19 protein-coding genes are annotated in these 20,626 nt (G+C 34.5%); 9 read left to right on the top strand and 10 right to left on the bottom strand.

What is annotated here, in order from left to right:
• Positions 1-4: 4 nt before the first annotated feature.
• The 5 genes from BW936_RS16350 to BW936_RS16330 all read right to left on the bottom strand — a co-directional run bounded on the left by BW936_RS16350 (position 5) and on the right by BW936_RS16330 (position 7,975).
• Entirely contained in the window at positions 5-3,037 is a 3,033-nt protein-coding gene (locus BW936_RS16350) for a sensor histidine kinase (RefSeq protein WP_143744203.1), read from the bottom strand.
• 40 nt (positions 3,038-3,077) lie between these two features.
• Positions 3,078-4,109 carry a hypothetical protein gene (locus BW936_RS16345; protein ID WP_143744202.1) on the bottom strand — a complete coding sequence of 344 codons (1,032 nt, stop codon included), beginning with the start codon at positions 4,107-4,109 and terminating at the stop codon, positions 3,078-3,080.
• Positions 4,110-4,118: 9 nt separating this feature from the next.
• The gene (locus tag BW936_RS16340; RefSeq protein ID WP_076550279.1) at positions 4,119-5,012 is read right to left on the bottom strand and encodes an SH3 domain-containing protein; all 894 of its coding nucleotides are present in this window, start codon (positions 5,010-5,012) and stop codon (positions 4,119-4,121) included.
• Between the two features lie 21 nt (positions 5,013-5,033).
• On the bottom strand, positions 5,034-5,594 hold the full coding sequence (locus BW936_RS16335; protein ID WP_076550276.1) for a hypothetical protein: 561 nt from the start codon (positions 5,592-5,594) through the stop codon (positions 5,034-5,036).
• 233 nt (positions 5,595-5,827) lie between these two features.
• Entirely contained in the window at positions 5,828-7,975 is a 2,148-nt protein-coding gene (locus BW936_RS16330; protein ID WP_076550274.1) for a VIT and vWA domain-containing protein, read from the bottom strand.
• Positions 7,976-8,172: 197 nt separating this feature from the next.
• Between BW936_RS16330 and BW936_RS16325 the strand changes: the two genes are divergently transcribed.
• Positions 8,173-8,631, top strand: a complete 459-nt coding sequence (locus BW936_RS16325) for a pyridoxamine 5'-phosphate oxidase family protein (protein WP_076550272.1) — start codon at positions 8,173-8,175, stop codon at positions 8,629-8,631.
• A 61-nt stretch (positions 8,632-8,692) separates the two neighbouring features.
• On the opposite strand, the gene BW936_RS16320 is transcribed toward BW936_RS16325, so the two are convergent.
• Positions 8,693-9,451, bottom strand: coding sequence for an RNA polymerase sigma factor (locus BW936_RS16320; protein ID WP_076550270.1), 759 nt, complete (start codon positions 9,449-9,451; stop codon positions 8,693-8,695).
• Between the two features lie 150 nt (positions 9,452-9,601).
• On the opposite strand from BW936_RS16320, the gene BW936_RS16315 reads away from it, so the two are divergent.
• Positions 9,602-12,109, top strand: coding sequence for a cation-translocating P-type ATPase (locus BW936_RS16315; RefSeq protein ID WP_076550268.1), 2,508 nt, complete (start codon positions 9,602-9,604; stop codon positions 12,107-12,109).
• Here BW936_RS16315 and upp read toward each other — a convergent pair whose 3' ends face one another.
• The 3 genes from upp to BW936_RS16300 all read right to left on the bottom strand — a co-directional run bounded on the left by upp (position 12,110) and on the right by BW936_RS16300 (position 14,275).
• Positions 12,110-12,763, bottom strand: a complete 654-nt coding sequence (gene upp / locus BW936_RS16310) for a uracil phosphoribosyltransferase (protein WP_076550265.1) — start codon at positions 12,761-12,763, stop codon at positions 12,110-12,112.
• A gap of 106 nt (positions 12,764-12,869) precedes the next feature.
• On the bottom strand, positions 12,870-13,631 hold the full coding sequence (locus BW936_RS16305; RefSeq protein ID WP_076550262.1) for an SDR family NAD(P)-dependent oxidoreductase: 762 nt from the start codon (positions 13,629-13,631) through the stop codon (positions 12,870-12,872).
• Positions 13,632-13,636: 5 nt separating this feature from the next.
• A complete protein-coding gene (locus BW936_RS16300; RefSeq protein ID WP_076550260.1) occupies positions 13,637-14,275 on the bottom strand; it encodes a WG repeat-containing protein in 639 nt (212 codons plus the stop codon).
• A gap of 279 nt (positions 14,276-14,554) precedes the next feature.
• On the opposite strand from BW936_RS16300, the gene BW936_RS16295 reads away from it, so the two are divergent.
• From BW936_RS16295 to BW936_RS16285, 3 genes are read left to right on the top strand one after another with little or no spacing between them, the layout of a single operon-like run.
• Positions 14,555-15,400, top strand: coding sequence for a universal stress protein (locus BW936_RS16295; RefSeq protein WP_076550257.1), 846 nt, complete (start codon positions 14,555-14,557; stop codon positions 15,398-15,400).
• A gap of 16 nt (positions 15,401-15,416) precedes the next feature.
• Positions 15,417-16,259 carry a universal stress protein gene (locus BW936_RS16290; RefSeq protein ID WP_076550562.1) on the top strand — a complete coding sequence of 281 codons (843 nt, stop codon included), beginning with the start codon at positions 15,417-15,419 and terminating at the stop codon, positions 16,257-16,259.
• Between the two features lie 33 nt (positions 16,260-16,292).
• Positions 16,293-17,132 carry a universal stress protein gene (locus BW936_RS16285; RefSeq protein ID WP_076550255.1) on the top strand — a complete coding sequence of 280 codons (840 nt, stop codon included), beginning with the start codon at positions 16,293-16,295 and terminating at the stop codon, positions 17,130-17,132.
• 27 nt (positions 17,133-17,159) lie between these two features.
• Here BW936_RS16285 and BW936_RS16280 read toward each other — a convergent pair whose 3' ends face one another.
• Positions 17,160-17,459, bottom strand: coding sequence for a thioredoxin family protein (locus tag BW936_RS16280; protein ID WP_076550252.1), 300 nt, complete (start codon positions 17,457-17,459; stop codon positions 17,160-17,162).
• 111 nt (positions 17,460-17,570) lie between these two features.
• On the opposite strand from BW936_RS16280, the gene BW936_RS16275 reads away from it, so the two are divergent.
• The 4 genes from BW936_RS16275 to BW936_RS16260 all read left to right on the top strand — a co-directional run bounded on the left by BW936_RS16275 (position 17,571) and on the right by BW936_RS16260 (position 20,596).
• Entirely contained in the window at positions 17,571-18,404 is an 834-nt protein-coding gene (locus tag BW936_RS16275; protein WP_076550250.1) for a universal stress protein, read from the top strand.
• Between the two features lie 5 nt (positions 18,405-18,409).
• Positions 18,410-19,258 carry a universal stress protein gene (locus BW936_RS16270; RefSeq protein WP_076550247.1) on the top strand — a complete coding sequence of 283 codons (849 nt, stop codon included), beginning with the start codon at positions 18,410-18,412 and terminating at the stop codon, positions 19,256-19,258.
• A gap of 64 nt (positions 19,259-19,322) precedes the next feature.
• Positions 19,323-20,162: a universal stress protein gene (locus BW936_RS16265; protein ID WP_076550244.1), complete on the top strand. Its 840-nt coding sequence runs from the start codon at positions 19,323-19,325 to the stop codon at positions 20,160-20,162.
• Between the two features lie 23 nt (positions 20,163-20,185).
• Positions 20,186-20,596 carry a hypothetical protein gene (locus BW936_RS16260; RefSeq protein ID WP_076550242.1) on the top strand — a complete coding sequence of 137 codons (411 nt, stop codon included), beginning with the start codon at positions 20,186-20,188 and terminating at the stop codon, positions 20,594-20,596.
• Positions 20,597-20,626 lie beyond the last annotated feature (30 nt).

Genomic DNA, 20,626 nt, shown 5'->3' with positions numbered 1-20,626 from the left:
GTCTTTAATAATCTGTTAGTAATGGTATTTTAAAGCTAATTTTGGTGCCGCCAATGCTACCGTCCTCATTCTTAATCTCACTAATTTGCAAGGTATTTTTACCGGCAATGGATTCTAATCGCTCTTTGGTAACGGTCAACGCCATAGATTGATGGTCGGTTTTTGGCTTTTCGTTCTGCGATCTAAAAATACCCATTCCGTTGTCAATAATACTGCACTGTAAATGGCTTTTTGTGGTGGTGAAGGCTATTTCCAATTCTCCCGCTCTTTCCCCTTTTAAAATTCCGTGGCGAATGGCATTTTCAACGAAAGGCTGAATCAACATTGGCGGAATCAATATCTCTTCGGCATCGGGATCGGTGTTTACATTAAAAGAACATTCAAATGGTTTCTGAGCCATTAATTGTTCTACTTCCACATAATGTCGTAATGCCTTTATTTCTTGGTCTAAACTTATGTGTTCTTTTCTAGAGTTCTGCAAGGTTTCGCGTAGCAAAATGGCAAAACTGTTAATAGTGGCATCCATCTTTTCTGGCTTGTTGCCTGCCATGGCTTTTACCCCGTTCAATACATTGAATATAAAATGCGGATTCATCTGTAATTGCAATGCTTTCTGCTCTAAAGTAAGCAGGTAATTCTTTGTTTTTAACTGCTCTTGTGCCGCTTTGCTTTTTGCTTTTATCTTACGTATATAAAACAAGCCTATTCCCAATAATATTAATACTGCCAATGCCAAAACCGACCATTGAAACCAGTCTTTTTGGTAAAGCGGACTATCAATAAAAAAACTAAATGTAATCGGCTCACTTTCTTGCCATCTGTAATTTCTAGATTGTGCTGAAAAGGTATGGGCTCCGTAAGCCAGTCCCGCAAAATTTTGTTTGTTCTCCTTTACCCACGGACTCCAATCGCTATCGTCTAATTTGGTTCTATAGGCTATGGCATTGGGATGATCAATATCTACCGTTCTAAAGGAAAAACCTATCTGCGTTTGATCCGGAGTTAATTGTAGTACTTTTTTACTGTTTGTCCAGTCTTTTAAAACCAGCGAATCAATATTTTTATAACGCTCCTCTATTCCCGTAAAATAAACTGATGGTGGTACAGCTGTTTTCTTTTTTTTACTGGGCATATGTTTAGTTAAGCCATAAATGGCCCCAAACCACAAATTGCCTTCTTCATCCTTATCAACGGCATTTAAGCAAGTCTCTAAACCTAAAAATCCGTCATTTCTTCCAAAGTGATATACATCTACTATTTGGTTGGTGCTATTTAATTCAATTTTATCCACACCCCGTTCAGAACCTGCCCATAGAAAACCTTGGTTATCAAAAATGAGCTGATAAATATTATTTGAAGAAATGTTTTTAGCACCTTTTAATTGTTGAAAATTCTCAGGATTTGTACTATTCGCATACCAAATACCTTTGCCAGAAGTACCTAAATAAATGGTATCATCATGGAACAAAATGGTACCGATCGCGGTTTGTTGTTCCAAACCTGTTTCAATATTGGTGACCTTATCATTTTCTATATAACCCAAATGTCCATTTTGTGTGGAGTACCACAGTTTAGCATCTGGAGCCTTTACCATGCCTTTAATCGACATATCCTTAATACCGTTTTGCTTTGTAAAGGTCTTTCTGACGACCAAACTATCTCTATCTGAATAGTAATTGAATTTAACGATTCCATGGCCATACGTAGCTGCCCAAGTAAAATCTTCTTCAGCAATTATGGTACGCACCCAATCTGATGGAAAACCCTTGCTTTCATCAATAATATGATTGGTGGTTCTTTCTACGGAAACGGTATCTATTTGTATTAAAAAGGTTTCGCTTGACGAGAATACCAAACTATCTACCGTTTTAGTTTCTCGAAATAAAAGCCCTCTATTATCTGATCCTGCCCAAATATTGCCTTTAGAATCACTGGTTATTGTCTTTATTTTTTTATCAAAAAAAGAATTGTCATTAGGTAATGGATGAATACCTAGGGAGTCAATTTTTGTTAGTCCGGCCTCTGAGCTAGATAGCCATAAACCATCTGCTGCATTATGTACCGCATAAATTCTATTTCCCCTTAATCCTGAGCGTTGATCATAATGCCTAAAATCATTTTGAAAATATTTATAAAGTCCGCCAACAGATGTTGCTATCCACAGGTTTCCATTATCATCATCAATTATTTTTCGAATATGTGGGGTAACTAAACCGGTAGATTTATTTAACCTCTTCACCTCATCGAATTTAGTAGTTTCCACAACCGTAATACCATCATTATCAGTTGCTATCCATAATTCATCTGTATTATGAATAGACATAGCATTTATACGATAAGGTTCTGGCATTAAAAACCGATTAGCTAAACTATCAACATCCATTACAAATACACCATCATCAAAAGTTGCTGCAATAATCTTGTTATTATGATAAACAACCGACTTAAAATTATTTTCTTCAATCTTGATGATGTCAGTGGCAGTATGGTTTAATTCACTCAATTTCCATAAGCCTTCATTCGTAGCTAACCAATAATGATTACCATCAAAAATAATAGCATTTATTTCACTTTTATCTATTTCTTCATGTATAGAAACCTTCTTGACCGTAGTGTTTTTAGAATAGTTATAAACGCCTTTTTTAGTAGCAAGAAACAAACCCTTTTTTGAGGAGTACATGTGTAGAATTTGAGGCGTATTGTAATTTACAAAATTGTTCTTTATTTTGATTGACAGTCCTTTCATAGTACCTACAAAAAGAGAATCATTTCTGGTATACAAGGCATCTATATAATTAGAAAGTAGGCCATTGCTTTCATTCCAAACTTCAAATGTTTCCCCATCAAAATTTGCCAACCCTCCCCCTTGTGTTCCTAACCATAAGTACCCTATTTCATCTTGTAAAATATCATGTACTTCTGATTGTGGTAAACCGTCTGCAATATTGTAGGATCTAAATTGATTGTTCTGTGCAGCTAGGTGCATTGTCCCAAAAAAAGATAATAGAAATAGACCGTATCTAATGAGTAAATTCAATAATAAATATATTTTTTGTGCTTGTGAAACGTTGATTTAGTTATAATATTTGATATAAAGTACGATCTTTTACCCTAACATTTTGATATTCGCTGGCATCATTAGGCTGCAAAATAGGTGCCAATACGCAGAGTACGGTCGTTTTTCCTTTTATTATCAATTTATTTTCTTTGATAGTACTTCTCCATCTAAACTTTTCTATTGGGATGTTCAACTTAAATAATACCTCAGCCATTTCCGGGGATTCTGAAATCCAATCCATAATTGCTTCTTTGTCCTCTAAAGTAGGGATATCATTAACCTTATCAAAAGTAAATTCCCAATCTACCGGAATATTGAATTTGAAACTATAGGCTTTACCAAAAGAAGATTCTCTTCTAGTTTTTAGTGCCGTAAACCAGTCAATATCTACCGTTGGATATGCCTGTTTGAACTCTTTGGCAAGATGCGCGGGACCCAAAGATTCTGCTGTTGGGTAATAACCATAATAGGGATTTGCTAAATAGTGATCTGCATATTTACCTCCGAATACATTAAAATAGGGCGATGCTACAATTTCTTTGGCATCAAAAATACTTCTTAATTCTTGTAACAATTCTTTATTTTCTCCTAGTCCGCAGGAATGAAAAATGATTTTAGAACTACTCGTTATGTTTTCACATATCTTTTCTATACTATGTTCTTGCGCCGCGTTTTGTAAGGCTGATACGGTGATGCGTTCTCCGGTTTTTGTTGTCTTTAATGACATGCCCAACCAGGCATTACTATGACTTACAATATGAATTTCATTATATCTAATTTGGTTCTCCCCTGCACTATTTAAATAATTTATAATCTCATTGAGGGCAAATAGACTGTCTACAATGGGCATTCCTTGATTTTTAAAATACTGCCTTGCATTACTATAATAGGTATTATCACTTTCATCAAAACCAGCAATAAAAACAATAGATTCTTTTACTACTTCTTTTTGAGTAGGTGAAGCAAGTGCCGCTCCCAACTGCTGCGGAAACGGCTTCTTACTACCTAGCATTAACACATAAACCAATATCATAATTAAATACTTATTCATAGCTATTTTTTAAAAGTCTATACTTACAACAGCACCATCTTTAATCTCACGAGATTCCTCTTTTTTAATCAACTTTGATCCGTTCCATAGGTATGGAGTGGTAATGAATTCTACATTATTCTGTGCCAGCGCATCATCTAATGTTTTAATATTCTTTGTAATAGTCGTTTTTAATAAAATAGTACTCTTGATACCTTGCATATCTGACGGAAAAACAAAAGTTTCTGTCTTTAAATAATTTGCATCTGCATAATCTATTAAGTCCGCTACTTTTTTGAATCTACCATTGTTCCAAAATATATAACTCTTTCCTACTTGATAACCTGTTTCCATATCGGCTAAATCTACTGTAATAACATCTTCTACATTGAACAAGCCAAGGCTACCATGGTTTTCTATATATACAGGAATGGCAGAAAGACTATCTAAAACTATTTTATCTAATTGTTGTCCGTTTTTAAAGGCACGTAACTGGTATTTTGTTCTGGTAACACCCACTTCATTTTTGGCACTGCTTTCATAACCGTACACAAACTTCACTTGGTTGTCCGCTATACTCCCAAAGGATTTCTGAGCTATCATACCGCCCCAAACCCATCCGGTTTCGTTACCTGTAGTAACCCGGTACCAGTGACTACTGATCCCATTTATTTCTTTTGCATACAAACTCTTCTCCCACAATACCATTTTAGTACCGATATTAAGTAATGTAACTTTTTTACTGCGTACCGATGGCTTTTCGCGAAGAAATACTTTGTGTGCCAATAGATACTCATATGTTAGTTCTTCAGCAGGAATTTCATTGTCCATTACTTCAAATTCTACTTGATCCACGCTTTGGGCGAAGATGTTTACAAATGCGAATAAGCATAGGAATAAGGCACTTTTCTTTAAATTTTTCATGTTTCTATATTTTAAGGGTTATTAATAATTAATTGCTATTATAGGATCTTCAGAATCAAAATCATCATCGTTCCAAGCAATGCTTCGTAAAATTTTAATGTCTTTGACCGTATATGTTTCTGTGTAGTGCAATACGGCTCTTAAAATGGTTCCTTCTTTGCCAAAAGATTGATTAGGAAATATATAGTGTATGTCTGAAATAGGTTCATAGGCATACTCGTTTTTAATACTTGGCAAGGCGATGAAATCATTATTGGTTACCAAATAATAGAACTCTTCTGTGCTAGCACAACAGGCATTGTATTCTAGTGTAATCTTTACTACTTCTGTAATGCCTTCCAACGACGGCTCTTTTAGAACCGAAATCCTCATTTCATCTAACAAACCGAAATTTGCGATGGATAATGTTGCAAAAGGATGTTCTGGATTGTTGGTTACTACGACATCTACCGCCCAGGTATCTTCCTCTTCTTGACCAATACTTCTTTGATTGGTAACATCGTACTTATTGGTTAATTGAAACTCTTGTGCATTGGTTACAAAAACACAGCATATTAGGGTTAAAAGGATGATTTTTTTCATGATAATATTTTTAGTTAATTTCTTTCTACACTTCTAAATTACAGTAGAGACAGGGCTTTTAGGGCAGTGTTCTAGTATTCGTAGCTCTTCATCTAGTATTCGTTGAACAGTGCATATTTATTAAGTTTATAGCTCTTCCCTCATAAGTAATACAAAAGAAAAACCTGCAAGATTATAGAAATCTTACAGGTCTTCTTCTCCGTAAGGAGAACCAACTAACCAAAACTAACTACCTACTTTTTTATCGTTAACGACATTTCTTTTTTAACGGATTTTAAACCGATTTTCTCAAATTCCAATAGCATGCTTTCATCAACAGTCCAGCGACCGTTTTCTAGTTTTTCTATGCCAATCACTTTACCATCTGCATTGAATTTTATGCGTAAGCTTTCATACTTTTTTAAGTAATTTGTTACCAGTTTACTATACATCACTTTGAACTCTATCGTCAACTGTCTTTTTACATTCTTGTCAAGTTCTTTTTCAAAATCTATGGTAAAAGAGCGCTTAAATTTGCTAGTTTCATTCACGGCTGCTTCTGCACCTACGGCAGAATTATTTACATTATTTGGCATTGGTAACGGCTGTTTAACTTTTGTCAGCGTTCCATCTTCATTTACTATGGCTTCATCTACCGCAACAAAAGAGGTGTAGTTGGTCAACAAATTGTATTTAAGTCCTAATGCAACAACCTCATCTTTTACATCCTCATTGAACAAACTGTTATAATCATCTAACTCCGCTATTCTCTTTCTTGCCCACAAGTAACGTAATGCTTTGTTCTGCTTACTTAAATGCCCGTCAGATACATTATAGACTTCTCTAAATCGCTTCTTGCCTTGGTAACCGGTTACGATAATTTTGCCTTCTGCCTTGCCTTTATATTTTCCATGAATAACCACCGGTCTAGCGGCAAATACATCTGGTATACTCTTTTGGGCAAGGTCATACATATCAAAACCTTTTGCTTCTACTTTTACTCTCGTTAATATTGGCGTAGCAATATATTTTGCGAAATCTTTAGCTACTTCTGCAGCTTCTTCTGAGGTAGTTGCTATGAAAGATTCACTATTGGAAACCTTTGCCATACCTTCTATTAAATACCTATTGATGCTAGAACCTATGCCGAATGTGAATACATTGGCTTTATCTAGATTTGAGCTAATCAGCTCGAACGCTTCTTTTTCAACACTTACATAGCCGTCAGTAATAATGACCATAGAACGCGCACTGCCCATATCTTTTCTTGGTAATTTATATGCCTCGTGTAATGCACTTAGCAACTGAGTACCACCACCTCCTTGTCCATCGGATAAAAACCGAACGGCGGCCTCAATATTCTGCTCGGTCGTTTCTACTGGTGTGGAACTAAACATAGTTGAACTAGAAGCGAATAACTGTACATTGAAGGTATCGCTCATTCGTAAATTACACAATAGATTTCGCATTAATTGTCTAGAAACTTCTAATGGATAGCCGTTCATAGAACCCGATACATCTACAATAAAAAGATACTCACGTGCCGGTATATCATCTAATTCCACAGTTTTACTTGGCTCCATTTGATAGGTAAAGAAATTCTCATCTTCTCCTTCATACATCAATAATCCCGTTTGTATTTTATTTCCTCGCAAGTTGTAATTTAGTATGAAATCTCTGTTCGACGGATTCTCATTCTCTTCTGACAAAAAGACTTCTGCGGTTTTTGCATTAGGATGATTCACCGTTACTTTATGACTGCTGCTATTAATATTCTGAATGATCATGCCCGCATTTAAGGTTACCGACATATTAAACTCAAAACTATCGGCTATACCCTTCGCCGAATACGGCATATTGAAACTATCCTCGTTTGTAGCGCTTTCTCCCGTAAACCTAGGACCTACAACACCTGGTGCTATAAATTGATATTCCCCATTTACAGGTACCAATATTTCTGTGTAATAGATAGCTATGGCAATATCATCGCCAGGCATAATATTACCCACGTTCATTTTAAAAACATTGGGTCTATCTTGGTCTAACTTCGCTGCACGCTTGCCTTCGCTCAAAGCGGTTTCATAAACTTCTTGAGCTTCTTGCTTTTCAAAAATTTTAGCGTTTACAATTCTATTGCCAATAGTCATTTGCATTTTATGAACCGCTGCTTGCGTAGAAAGTGGAAACACATATTTGGCTTCTATAGCCCCCGCACCCCTATTTTGATATACTTGAGTAATTTGAACATGGGCAACAGTGCCAGATATATTTACAGTAGTTTCTGATGACTTTAAAGGAATATTAGCATCTTCTGTTGACACTAATAAATATGGGCTATCATTATCTTGAGAAAAGCCTGTGAAGATGGTACAACACAGTAAAAAGGTGAAAAGTAGTTTCATAATTGTAGTTTTAGATTGTTATTTTTATTTAAAGTCAAATCTAACCGTGAACTACGGGTAAAACCGGCGCCTTTTAGTATTCGGTGTGTATAAACTAGAATTCGTTGCCAACTATCGTTTTTCTACTACTGACGAATATCATGTATCACCAATTCAATGATTTATATTTTTATCGCATCAACAAACAACAATAGGTCATGAGAAGAACTTTAAATGAACAAGAATGCAAAACCTTATTAGAACAAAACTACATTGGTAGACTAGCCTATATTTCTGGTGGATATCCACATATTGTACCTATTACGTATTTCTACGATTCAGAAACCAACACCATAACTAGCTATGCTTCTGAAGGGCACAAGATTCAAGAAATGAGGAAAAATACGGCAGTTAGCCTAGCAGTAGACGAGATAAGCTCTATTTCTAATTGGAAATCTGTTTTAATACAAGGTACTTTTGAAGAACTTTCTCGTATTGATGCAAAACATATATTGCATGAATTTTCTGAAGGAGTTAAAAAAGTAATCGCGGAAAATAATAATGAACACCCAAAGTATATAAGTGAGTTCTCTGCGAAAATTGATACCGAAGAGGTGTCAGTAGTTTTCCGTATACATATTAATCAATTGGTTGGTAAGTTAAGGGACAATAATTAAACCATTTTTAATTACACTAAATAAAAAATGCCCTCAATTAGTTGTAAGGGCATTTTTGTTTTTAATTGCTATCTATAAGAAATCTTTTTTCAAAACTGTTCTTAAGCAGTTGCCTTGCCGAAGCTAATAATTCTTCTACCTGAGCCAATGTGGTTTTACGTATATCGGCTATTTCTTGGGTTGTTAAGCCTTCGTTAGAAAAGAGTTCAAATACCGTTCTCATTGGTATATTCATCTTATCCAAAACCAATTGTATGTGTTTATATATTCTTTCCTTATCTAGAGATGCATCAAGCTTATCTGCCAATTTCTTTTCTTCATCTGTGATAAAAACATGGTCCAATGTATAATCGCTTTTATCTAAAGAACTATCGTCCAACTCTTCTAAAAGTAGGAAATCTCCATCGCCGTCTTGGGTATAGTTTTCTTCCATAGCGTCCCACTCCGGTTTAGAATAATTATCAATATTATCAAAGAAAACATAATCAAACTCCTCTTCTACCAAACTATCTTCCAATAGTTCATCTACTTTTTTAAAGAGAAAAACATGCAGTTCATTTTCACTTTTAATTTTATCAATGTTATCATAAACTTCAATGAACAACTGATCTGTAAAATCACTAGGGTTGAACATACCTTTGTTTAATGTACCATTTGCAACGGCACTATTTAGCCTTTTAGATACATACCGATAAATTTTGGGTAAAACACGTAGTAATTCTTTATTAAAAGATTCTCTATTCTCTTTACGCTTATAAGACACCAATTTAGAATATGTTTCCTTCATTATTATTTTTACATCATGCATAGCGGTTTCCATAACAGGTTACTTTTAAGATTATTACACTATAAAATTGCAAACTTACGGGCATAATTCATATGATAAATGTCAGTAGGCTAGATAAACTTTTAAAATACCTTAGCACCTAATAAACAACCAACTACATAAGTATAAAACTCTTTTAAAAGTATGATCAACCCTGCTGATTTTGGAATTGAAGGACTAACCAAAGAGCAGGTTGCCAACTCTCGTGCAGCACATGGAACAAATACTTTTAATTATAAGAAAGATAACAGCTTTTTAGATGCCTTAAAAAGCATTGCCAAAGAGCCCATGGTTATTTTACTGTTAATTGCCTCTTCTATATATTTTATAACCGGTAATTATGGCGATGGTGTTTTTTTAGCTTCTGCTATTGTTCTTGTTGGATCCATATCCTTATATCAAGATTCGCGTAGTAGAAAGGCTTTGGAGAATCTCGAAAACCTTACCCACCCTAAAAGCAAAGTCATACGTTCTGGTGCCGTTTTAGAAGTTGATAGCCAAGATATTGTTATTGGTGATTATTTAATGGTTGAAGAAGGCACTACCATTTCTGCGGATGGTACCATTGTACATTCTAACGATTTCTCTGTTAACGAATCTATCTTAACCGGTGAATCTCTTTCAGTTTATAAAGATGCCACTAGTCCAGAACCATTAATTTTCACAGGAAGCACCGTTGCTAGCGGATTGGCAATTGCACGGATTACGGCTATTGGAAACTTGACCAAACTTGGTAAAATAGGTAAAAGCCTTGAGGACATTACCGAAGAGAAAACACCTTTGGAACTTAAGATTTTCAATTTCGTAAAACTGATGTCGATTTGGGGAGGCATTATATTTCTATTGGTCTGGGGTATCAATTACATGCGTTCTGGCTTTATACTAGATAGTTTGTTAAAAGCACTAACCTTGGCCATGAGTATTTTACCGGAAGAAATACCCGTAGCTTTTACCACTTTTATGGCTTTGGGTGCATGGCGATTAATGAAAATGGGCATTGTGGTCAAGCAAATGAAAACTGTTGAAACACTGGGCAGTGCCACCGTAATCTGTACAGACAAAACCGGTACCATTACACAGAACAAAATGGTACTTGCCAAACTGTTTACACTAAATACCGGAAAAATTGTAAATATTAAAGATATACTGGGCAGTAAGGAGAAAGCGTTGATGACAACTGCCATGTGGGCAAGTGAACCCATACCTTTTGATCCCATGGAAATAGCCATACACAATTGGTACGGTAAATTGACCGATAATGACGAGCGCCCAAATTATAAAATGGTACATGAATATCCTTTAGGTGGTAAGCCACCTATGATGACCCATGTCTTTCAAAATACAGATGGCAAACAAATCATTGCCGCTAAGGGAGCTCCAGAAGCTATGATAGCCGTATCTAACCTGACTATGTCTGAAATTGAAATCATTCAAAATATACTTAGAGAATTAGGTAAAGACGGGTATAGAATGCTTGGGGTTGGCAGGGCAATATTTGAAGGAGAAAAATACCCGAAAAAGCAACAAGATTTTAAATTTGATTTTAAGGGAATTATCGCTTTCTACGATCCACCAAAAGATAACATTGCACAAGTATTAAAAGACTTTGACAGTGCTGGTATACAAGTGAAACTGGTAACCGGTGACAATGCAAATACGGCTATGGCAATTGCCAAACAAATTAATTTTAAAGGATATGAAAAATGTATTTCTGGTGATGAGTTAATGCTGCTTACAGATTTAGAACTACAAGAAAAAGTAAAACATATCAACGTATTCTCAAGAATGTTCCCCGATGCGAAACTGAGAATTGTAAATGCGTTAAAGAAGAATAACGAGGTCGTTGCCATGACGGGCGATGGTGTAAATGACGGCCCAGCTTTAAAGGCATCGCACATTGGTATAGCCATGGGCAAAAAAGGTACTGAAATTGCCAAACAAGCCGCTTCTCTTATTTTGGTTGACGATGACCTATCTAGAATGGTAGTTGCGGTGGCAATGGGCAGAAAAATATATACCAATTTAAAAAAAGCAATTCAGTATATCATTTCTATACATATACCCATCATTCTCACCGTATTTATTCCACTAGCGTTACGGTGGATTTATCCGAATATATTCTCGCCATCGCATGTTATCATCTTAGAATTGATCATGGGGCCTACCTGCTCTATCATTTTTGAAAACGAACCTATGGAAAAAAACTTGATGATTAAAAAACCGAGACCTTTTTCCTCTACCTTTTTTAATTACAAAGAACTCACTACAAGTGTTGTCCAAGGTTTCGCTATTACTTTTGGTGCTTTGGTAGCTTATCAATATTCTGTGTCTACCGGGGTTTCTGAAAATACAACCCGTACCATGGTATTTATGGTACTCATTGTAGCCAATATCTTTTTAACGCTAGTGAATCGATCTTTCTATTATTCCATATGCACCACCTTAAAATACAAGAATAATCTAGTTCCGTTGATCATAGGTCTTACCATCATACTTTCATTAGCATTATTGTATGTACCCGTATTAACCCGTTTCTTTGAATTTGAACCCTTATCAATAGCTCAATTAGGAACAACGATCCTCATTGGGGCTATTTCAGTACTGTGGTATGAAATTGTAAAAGGAATTAAGCGTTCTAAGAAAATTCTATAATTACAACTTTTGACCATAAGCTAAATTACCTGCATCTCCTATACCTGGCATAATGTATCCCCGGGCGTTCAGTTCTGGATCAATTGTAGCGATCCATAAATGAGTGTTTGCCGGAAAAATATCTTTTATATAATCTATACCTGCTATAGCCCCTATCACTGATACAATATGAATTTGTTTTGGTGTTCCATAGTCTTTTAACCCCATTAAAACATTTTCTAAAGTTCTGCCCGTAGCCAACATAGGGTCTGTTAGCACCAATATTTTACCTTCTAATGACGGTGTAGCAAAATAGTCTACCACTACTTCAAAATCATCTTCGTTGTTTTCATGTTTTCTATACGCAGATATAAAGGCATTTTCAGCCGCATCAAAATAATTTAAAAGTCCTTGGTGCAATGGTAAACCTGCTCTTAAAATAGAACATATAACCACTTGATCTTTACTCAAATGCATAGATTTACTACCAAGCGGCGTTTCTACATTTTTAGAGCTATATGATAGTTCTTTACTGAACTCATAACCTAGCACCTCTCCTATGCGCTCAATATTTCTACGAAATCGCATTGAGTCTTTTTGAATTTTTGAGTCGCGTATTTCTGAAATAAATTGATTGAGAACTGAGTTTTGGTCTTCTAAATTATGAATAGTCATGAATGTTCGTTTATTTTATAAGGTATTGTTTTCAAAAATAAAACTTGACAGCATAAATGTGGTCATTTATGCAATCAAGTTTACAAAAAAATAGTTTCATTGAAATCTAAGCATGTAGCATACCCCCATCAATTATATGGGTACAACCTGTAATGTATTTACTTTCATCTGAAGCTAAGAACAAGGCAAGCTCCCCTACTTCTTTTGAGGTTGCATAACGATTTAACGGTACTGTAGCCGTAAAACCATCTTTAACAATATCTGGACTATGAGGAGACATATTACTTTCTATTCTACGCATCATATCATTATCTACCGGACCCGGGTGTAAAGTATTCACACGAATGTTACGTTCAGCATTCTCCGCTGCCGCAACCCGCATTATACCTACTACAGCATGCTTAGTAGCAACATAAGCCCCTAAATCCGGAAATCCTTTTAAACCGGCTACAGATGACGTAATAATAACACTGCCGCCTGCTTCCATTTTAGGAATAATATATTGGCAACCCAACCAAACTCCTTTAAGGTTTACGGCAATTACCTTATCGAACACATCTTCGGGGTATTCTGCAATGGGACTTGCAATGCCTTCTATACCTGCGTTGGCAAAGAATACATCTATCTTACCAAATATTGCCATAGTATGGTTCAAGAATTTAATAGTATCCTCTTTCTTAGATACATCAGCCTTAAAAAAGGAAACATTTTCATTATTTAGACCAGTAATAGCTTCATCTATGGCTTGTTGATTATTATCTACTAAAACTACCTTTGCTCCCTGTGCCAAGAACAGGTTTGCCGATGCCATACCTATACCGCCAGTACCTCCTGTAATTACAGCTACTTTATCTTTTAATCTGTTCATAGTTACTAGTTTTTAACACTTAGCTTATCAATACTCCAGCCTTGACCTAACTTATGGGTAGCCACTAAATTCTTAGTTAACATTTTGGCTCCAATTTCCGGCATTTTATATCTTTTCCTCGTCATTTGTATATGGTCTCTTTTTTCAAAAAAATCAGTGATCTCACCAGTAGTGCTCACGCCTACATCAAAAAATTTGTATTCGTATATCTTTAGTTTAAATTCATTTTCACCTTTAAAGCTCTTGTCGAATAACACTGCAGTGGTAAACCCGTCCTCAAAAGGAAATATATTTAAAAACTGAGGTTCAATAACCACCTTTCCAGATGTGTCTATGAACCCAAATACCGGTACACCATCTTCAACAGTGCTTTGTATTAAACATAATCCTTCATTGAACATTGGGTATTTTATACCTAAAACATCTGTTCTAGATTGATCTACTTGTGTACTTGTGTAAACATCACCTCTAAAATCTATGACCAGTTCTCCTTGTTGGTTAATAAAGCCCCATTGGTTGCCCTTACGTACTGCCGCCAGACCTTCACTAAAAGGTGCAATCTCATCTAAATTATCTAAAATTTGTGCAGAAATAGGCATACTCACCATAAGTGCCAATACCCATAAGATTAATATTCTTTTCATAATTTCTATATTTTAATATGTTTCAATAAATGTAATTTGTTGAACTATAAATTACTATGACCAATATCAGTCTTCACTAATCTTATCTATTTATAAATAATTTGATCCATTAAATGCTTATCACATTTTGGTAGCTAACTCATAAGTTAAATTACTTATCTATTCTTTTTATCGATCCCTAAACATACATACTTTAGTTGATTGCAAGTTGCGCATGATATTTATCATAGGATATTCTTATACACTCCTATACTTTTAAAACATCATTAAAAGATAGCTATGAAAAATATTCTCATACCCACAGACTTCTCCAACAATGCCGATCACGCCATTTCATATGCGCTTAATGTCTTTAAATGCGAGCGTACTAACTTTTATTTTATTCATGCCTATGCAGATGATGTTTACGGACCCTATCATAATGTAGATGCAGAAACTTTTGATAAACAGAAGAAAATGATTGCTGATGCTGCTGAGAATAAATTAAATGAGCTTGTAACGGAAACCCAAACAAAAACTCACAACCCTTTACATAAATATGAAGCCGTATGTGCTTTTGAATCTCTGGTAGATGCCATTAATAATTTTGCCGATTCAAAAAATATAGACCTCATTATAATGGGTACCAAAGGTAAAACTGCTAGTTCAAAAATCACATTTGGCAGCAACACCTTACAGGTTTTTAAATATGTAAAATGTCCGGTTTTGGCTGTTCCTGACCAATATAGTTATAGTCAGCCTAAGAAAATACTATTTCCTAGTAACTATATGTTGCCCTATAAACGACGTGAGTTGAAATTACTGGACATTATGGCCGGAGAATTTAAAGCAGAAGTGCACAGCTTATATATATCAGATTTTGAAGACTTAAGTCTCCGTCAATTAGATAATAAAAAGTTCTTAAAAGAGTCCTTGCCACATGCCAGGTTATCATTTGTCACTATAGGTGTTGGCAATAGAGCAAAGGCAATAACAACATATATTAAAGAAAACGATATGGATTTGCTGGTTATGGTAAATTCTAGACATTCCTTTTTAGAAGATATGCTCTACCAATCTACCATAGATGAAATTGGTCTTTCTTCTACCATTCCGTTTTTGGTTATGCAAAATCTTCCCCGTTAAATAAAATGATATGGCTATGAAAAAGATATTGATTACTACAGATTTTTCGGATAATGCTTGGAACGCAATTTTCACGGCATTAAAAATATATGCAGAAGTAGATTGTCATTTTTACTTACTACATGCTTATGAACCAACACCATTAAATTTAATGGGCTCTAAAAGCCAACAACGACTGGGTGTTATTTATGATTCCTTGTCAAAATACTCGGTCCAAGAGCTTGATGAAGTGCTTTCATATTTAAAAATAAACCATAAAAATCCAAAACATCAATTTACAACATTGTCCAAACCGGGTAATTTAGAAGATTCGGCAGCATCGTTTCTAAATACTAATGATGTCGATTTAATGATAATGGGTACACAAGGTGCTACGGGTGCCAAAGAGGTTTTCTTGGGCAGTAATACCGTAAAAGTATTAAACCTGATAAAAAATACACCAATTTTAGTGGTGCCCACCGGGTATAACTTTCAAAGTTTAAAGTCTGTGCTTTTTGCTACGGATTTTTCTGCTACATTCAGAAAAAACTTGTTTAACCCTATAATTGAACTTGCCAAACTTTGGAACACCAATATAGAAGTAGTTCACGTTGCCATTGAGTTTAATCTAAACGAATATCAAGAAGCGCATAAAGAAGTTTTAAAAGAACGGTTATCTGAATTTGACCTAAAATTTACGAACATACCATTTGAAGTAAATATCTCTAAGAGTATTGATATGTATACTGAAGATAAAGATGCTAGTTTCTTAAGTATTCTAAGGCACCAGCACACTTTCTGGGAGAAAGTAATTGGTGAGGCCGTGGTTAAAAAAATAGCATTTCATTCGCAAATTCCTGTTTTATTCTTACCACGATAACAATTCTACTTTTCTAATAATCAAACTATTACAATGAAAAATATATTAATACCTACAGACTTTTCAGATAATGCGTGGAATGCATTATTATATGGTATTTCTTTCTTTGAAAAAACGCACTGTACCTTTCATATTGTTCATATTAATGCAATTAATACTAATGTAAGTGGTGAAGCCGCAATGTACATAGCACCAGATATTTTAGAAGACACCCTATTAGCAGAAAGTAAAGAACAACTTAAGACGCTCAGCAAAAAAATAGAGCATCTTCCATTAAATGTTAAACATGAATTTCATTTTAAAGCTATCTATGGTTTTTTAACGGATCAACTTAAGGATTTCGTTAAAAAAAAGAATATTGAACTTATAATAATGGGCACAAAAGGAGCTTCTGGTTTAAAATCCGTTTCTATAGGTAGTAATACCGGTAATGTTATTACTAAAGTGCCATGCACACTGTTGGCCGTACCTGAAAATGCTACTTATGAAAAGGTTGAGGAAATTGGGTTTCCTTCTGATTTAAATTTAGCCTATGATGTAACCATATTAAATACGATTAAAGATATAATCCTATTAAAAAAATCTGCTTTACGCCTATTATATATTTCTAGTAAGGGAGAAAAACTCTCTCAGAATCAAGGTAAAATAAAAAATCTATTACTAGATTTTTTTAAAGAAACTAAATGTACTTTTCATGAGGTTACCGGTAAAAACATTGATGAATCTGTTCAATGCTTTACAGAAAGCAGAAATTTAGATATGCTTATTATGGTCGCTAAAAATCTTAATTTCTTGGAACGTATTCTATTTAGACCTACTGTTGAAAAAATCAGTTATCATACTAAGGTGCCGTTTTTAGTGATACATGAGTAGTATTACTAATACTAGCTTTAATAAAGCTTAAATATGCTCTTTTAGGGTCATTTTTATATCTTCAATCGGTATTACACCGGTATGACGCCAAAGTGGTGTTCCATTCTGAAAGAGTATTAAGGTTGGGACGCCCTTTATTTTATATCTTTTTACAATTCCTTTTTTTATTTCTACATCTATTTCAATGTAATTTAATATTTCTGGGTATTCTCCAATAACTTGTTCTACTACTGGCCTCATTAGTTTACATGGCACACACCATGGGGCATAAAAATACACCAGTGTAGGCGTATCTGAACCTATACTTTTTCTAAACTTCTTTTTCATCGGTCTGTATTTACTACTTAATAATAGCTATTAATAAACTTTATGGTGATGACGAATATCATACAATTTCTAATTTTCTGTGGTTAATTTTAATCTATCAAAATTTAGAATATGACACGTATTTTACTTCCTACCGATTTTTCAGAAAATTCTTTAACGGCTATACACTATGCACTTACGCTGTACAAAGAATTAAAATGTACTTTTTATCTTTTAAACAGTTATATGCCGCCAGTGTACCATACAGAGTACTTAATGGGTAGTCCTGCTCAAATAGGTCTTGGCGATATTGTGCAGCAAAACTCTCAAGATAATCTAGAAAACCTTAAAGAAAAGTTACAAAAAGAATTTGAAAACCCCTTACATACGTTTATTACACATTCTGCACTAAACGTTCTTTCTAGCGAGGTTACCAGAACTGTTGAAGCGGAGAATATAGATATTGTTGTTATGGGAACCCAGGGTGCCACTGGTGCAAAACAAATACTATTGGGCAGCAATACTGTTCATGTGATTAAAAATGCCAAATGTCCGGTTCTTGTAATACCATCGGGCTTTGAATATGAAGTACCAGAACAAATACTTTTTCCTAATGATTTTGAAGTATGGCTAAATAAAGAAAGTTTGTCCCAACTACTTAAAATTACCAACTCGCACGTGTCGCAGGTAAATGTAATGCATGTGTATACGGGAAATAAGCTAACTCCAGTTCAAGAAAAAAATAAAAACCAACTGGCCAAGGTACTATCTGAAAGCGGATTTTTTCATGAAGTCCCTAGTAACGAGGTTATCGCCGCAATTAATGAATTTCAGATAAAACAAAAGATTAATTTATTGGTAATGGTACAAAACAAACATACCTTTTTGGAACGCTTGTTTATTGAGCCTGTAATAAAGAAAATTGGCTTTCATGTAACGGTTCCCTTCTTAGTAATTCCTCAATAAAAATTATGAAAATTAAACATATACTTGTTGCCACAGATTTTTCTAATGAGGCATATAATGCTCTTTATTATGCCACACAGATTTTTGCCACTACACCTTGTACAATTCATATAGTTCACGCCTATAATGATATTGTCATTAGTGCTAAAAACACCATATTACCTGGTCATAAAGAAATGGAGAAACTACAAGCTTCTTCCACGGAGAACTTAACTAAAACTGTACACAAGATTGTTTTGGATACCGGAAACGAACTGCACAAATTCAATACCATTTCAAGTAAAGGCACTCTTTCTTCAGTAATTTCAAAAACTATAGATAGTCATGATATAGACCTTATCGTTCTAGGGAACAAGGGCAAAACCGGCGCTAAAGAACTATTTATGGGCAGTAATACCATTAAAATTGCAAATACGATTACCAAATGCCCTATTCTGGCCATACCTAAAGAGATTACATTTAATCCTATTGAGGAAATAGCTTTTGTGACAGACTATAAAAAAGGATGTACCAAAGCTACTTTATCCATGCTATTGAATATCGCTGCAATCACAGCTGCCTCTATAGCCGTTTTGCATATCAATGAAGAGGAAATAAAGAACCCGAAACAGGTATCTAACCAAAAATTATTAGACAAGTGTTTGCTTAATACCCCACATAGTTATGATGAAATCTGGAATTATGCAGATAAGGCGAATGTCATTCAAGACTTTATAGCCGAAAGAAAAATTAATATGCTGGCAATGTCATATCACAGACGAAAATTCTTTGAACGTTTTCTACATGAACCTGTTATTATGGATCTAAGTATTTATGCTACAATACCGTTTCTGATTTTACCAGTGAACGACTGATATAAATCATAGTATATCAACTCATTAGAGTATATATTTATTGAACAATCTAAATCATTTTATAATGAACAAGCGTATTCTTATACCTATAGATTTTTCTAAAAATGCTTTAAATGCCATTAGATATACAATTGATTTGTATGCCAAACTAAATTGTGATTTCTATTTTTTAAATGTTTTCAGTTTTGAAAAGTATACCACTAACAATTTAAATATACCAGAGGAAGGTAGCGCTGCTTTTGAACAGGCAAAACAAGATTCTGAAAAGAACTTTGTAAAACTAATAGAAGCTGTAACACTACATTCCGATAACCTAAAGCATAATTATTACACCCATTCTACATCTAGTTTTCTATCCGTAGCCATAAAGAAAATTATAGCTGAAAAAGATATTGATCTGGTTGCCATGGGCACCAAAGGCGCTACCGGATCAAAAGGTGCTCTATTTGGTAGTAATACTGTAATGGCTATGGAAAAAATAAGAGAATGCCCTGTGCTGGCAATACCTGAGCATGTTTCTTTCCTGTCACCAAAAGAAATTGTTTTTCCAACAGACTATAAAGATACCTATAAGAGATCAGTGTTTCTATACTTAATAGAATTGTCTAAAATGCATAATGCAGAGATTGCCATTCTACATTTGGAAAAGGAAAAAGAGTTGACCCAATCTCAATTGACCAATAAACAATTGCTTTCATCAATTTTAAGAGAAACACCGCATCACTTTCATACGCTAACCGAAAAGAATTTGGGCAAGGGAATACAGAACTTTGTTGAAAGTAGAGAAAGCGATATGGTGTCTTTCATTAACCGCAAACATTTCTTTTTTAGTAATGTTTTCTCTAGACCATTGATTAAAGAAATAGGTTATGACAGTAATGTACCTATTCTAGCACTACATTAAATACAAATCTAAAAACTAAAATTATGAACAAAATTGGCATTTGGATGGATAGTAAACAAGCATTTATTGTACGTCTTACAAAAGATACGGAAACTGTAGAAACCATACATTCTAATATTGAATTTTACAATAAAACCGGTACTGGTGGCAGTCGTGTAAAATCAGGGGCTACACAAGATGTTATTCATGACAGAAAATATCTTGAAAAAGAAAAATATCAATTTAAACACTATTTTAATTCTATTGTTGAAGCAGTAACTAATAGTCATGAATTAATGATTTTTGGTCCGGCAGACATTAATGAAAAGTTTAAAAAAGAGCTAGAAAAGTATCACAAATCAACATTTGATAAACTAAAAGCTGTAGAAAAAACAGATAGCATGACAATAAATCAAAAGAAGGCCTATGTTAGAGATTTTTTCAAAAAGCAATAGTTGCTTCTTCAGTATTTAAAATTAAACCGT

The sequence above is a fragment of the Maribacter ulvicola genome, from assembly GCF_900155985.1.
Lineage (GTDB): Bacteria > Bacteroidota > Bacteroidia > Flavobacteriales > Flavobacteriaceae > Maribacter > Maribacter ulvicola.
This window is presented reverse-complemented; position numbering and strand designations above follow the sequence as displayed.

Bases quoted from the DNA above. Each gene is read 5' to 3' on its own strand.
- BW936_RS16300 (WP_076550260.1), bottom strand. From the start codon at position 14,275: ATGAAAAGAATATTAATCTTATGGGTATTGGCACTTATGGTGAGTATG.
- BW936_RS16275 (WP_076550250.1), top strand. From the start codon at position 17,571: ATGACACGTATTTTACTTCCTACCGATTTTTCAGAAAATTCTTTAACG.
- BW936_RS16265 (WP_076550244.1), top strand. From the start codon at position 19,323: ATGAACAAGCGTATTCTTATACCTATAGATTTTTCTAAAAATGCTTTA.
- BW936_RS16340 (WP_076550279.1), bottom strand. From the start codon at position 5,012: ATGAAAAATTTAAAGAAAAGTGCCTTATTCCTATGCTTATTCGCATTT.
- BW936_RS16315 (WP_076550268.1), top strand. From the start codon at position 9,602: ATGATCAACCCTGCTGATTTTGGAATTGAAGGACTAACCAAAGAGCAG.
- BW936_RS16330 (WP_076550274.1), bottom strand. From the start codon at position 7,975: ATGAAACTACTTTTCACCTTTTTACTGTGTTGTACCATCTTCACAGGC.
- upp (WP_076550265.1), bottom strand. From the start codon at position 12,763: ATGACTATTCATAATTTAGAAGACCAAAACTCAGTTCTCAATCAATTT.
- BW936_RS16345 (WP_143744202.1), bottom strand. From the start codon at position 4,109: ATGAATAAGTATTTAATTATGATATTGGTTTATGTGTTAATGCTAGGT.
- BW936_RS16305 (WP_076550262.1), bottom strand. From the start codon at position 13,631: ATGAACAGATTAAAAGATAAAGTAGCTGTAATTACAGGAGGTACTGGC.
- BW936_RS16320 (WP_076550270.1), bottom strand. From the start codon at position 9,451: ATGGAAACCGCTATGCATGATGTAAAAATAATAATGAAGGAAACATAT.
- BW936_RS16285 (WP_076550255.1), top strand. From the start codon at position 16,293: ATGAAAAATATATTAATACCTACAGACTTTTCAGATAATGCGTGGAAT.
- BW936_RS16280 (WP_076550252.1), bottom strand. From the start codon at position 17,459: ATGAAAAAGAAGTTTAGAAAAAGTATAGGTTCAGATACGCCTACACTG.
- BW936_RS16335 (WP_076550276.1), bottom strand. From the start codon at position 5,594: ATGAAAAAAATCATCCTTTTAACCCTAATATGCTGTGTTTTTGTAACC.
- BW936_RS16290 (WP_076550562.1), top strand. From the start codon at position 15,417: ATGAAAAAGATATTGATTACTACAGATTTTTCGGATAATGCTTGGAAC.
- BW936_RS16270 (WP_076550247.1), top strand. From the start codon at position 18,410: ATGAAAATTAAACATATACTTGTTGCCACAGATTTTTCTAATGAGGCA.
- BW936_RS16260 (WP_076550242.1), top strand. From the start codon at position 20,186: ATGAACAAAATTGGCATTTGGATGGATAGTAAACAAGCATTTATTGTA.
- BW936_RS16325 (WP_076550272.1), top strand. From the start codon at position 8,173: ATGAGAAGAACTTTAAATGAACAAGAATGCAAAACCTTATTAGAACAA.
- BW936_RS16295 (WP_076550257.1), top strand. From the start codon at position 14,555: ATGAAAAATATTCTCATACCCACAGACTTCTCCAACAATGCCGATCAC.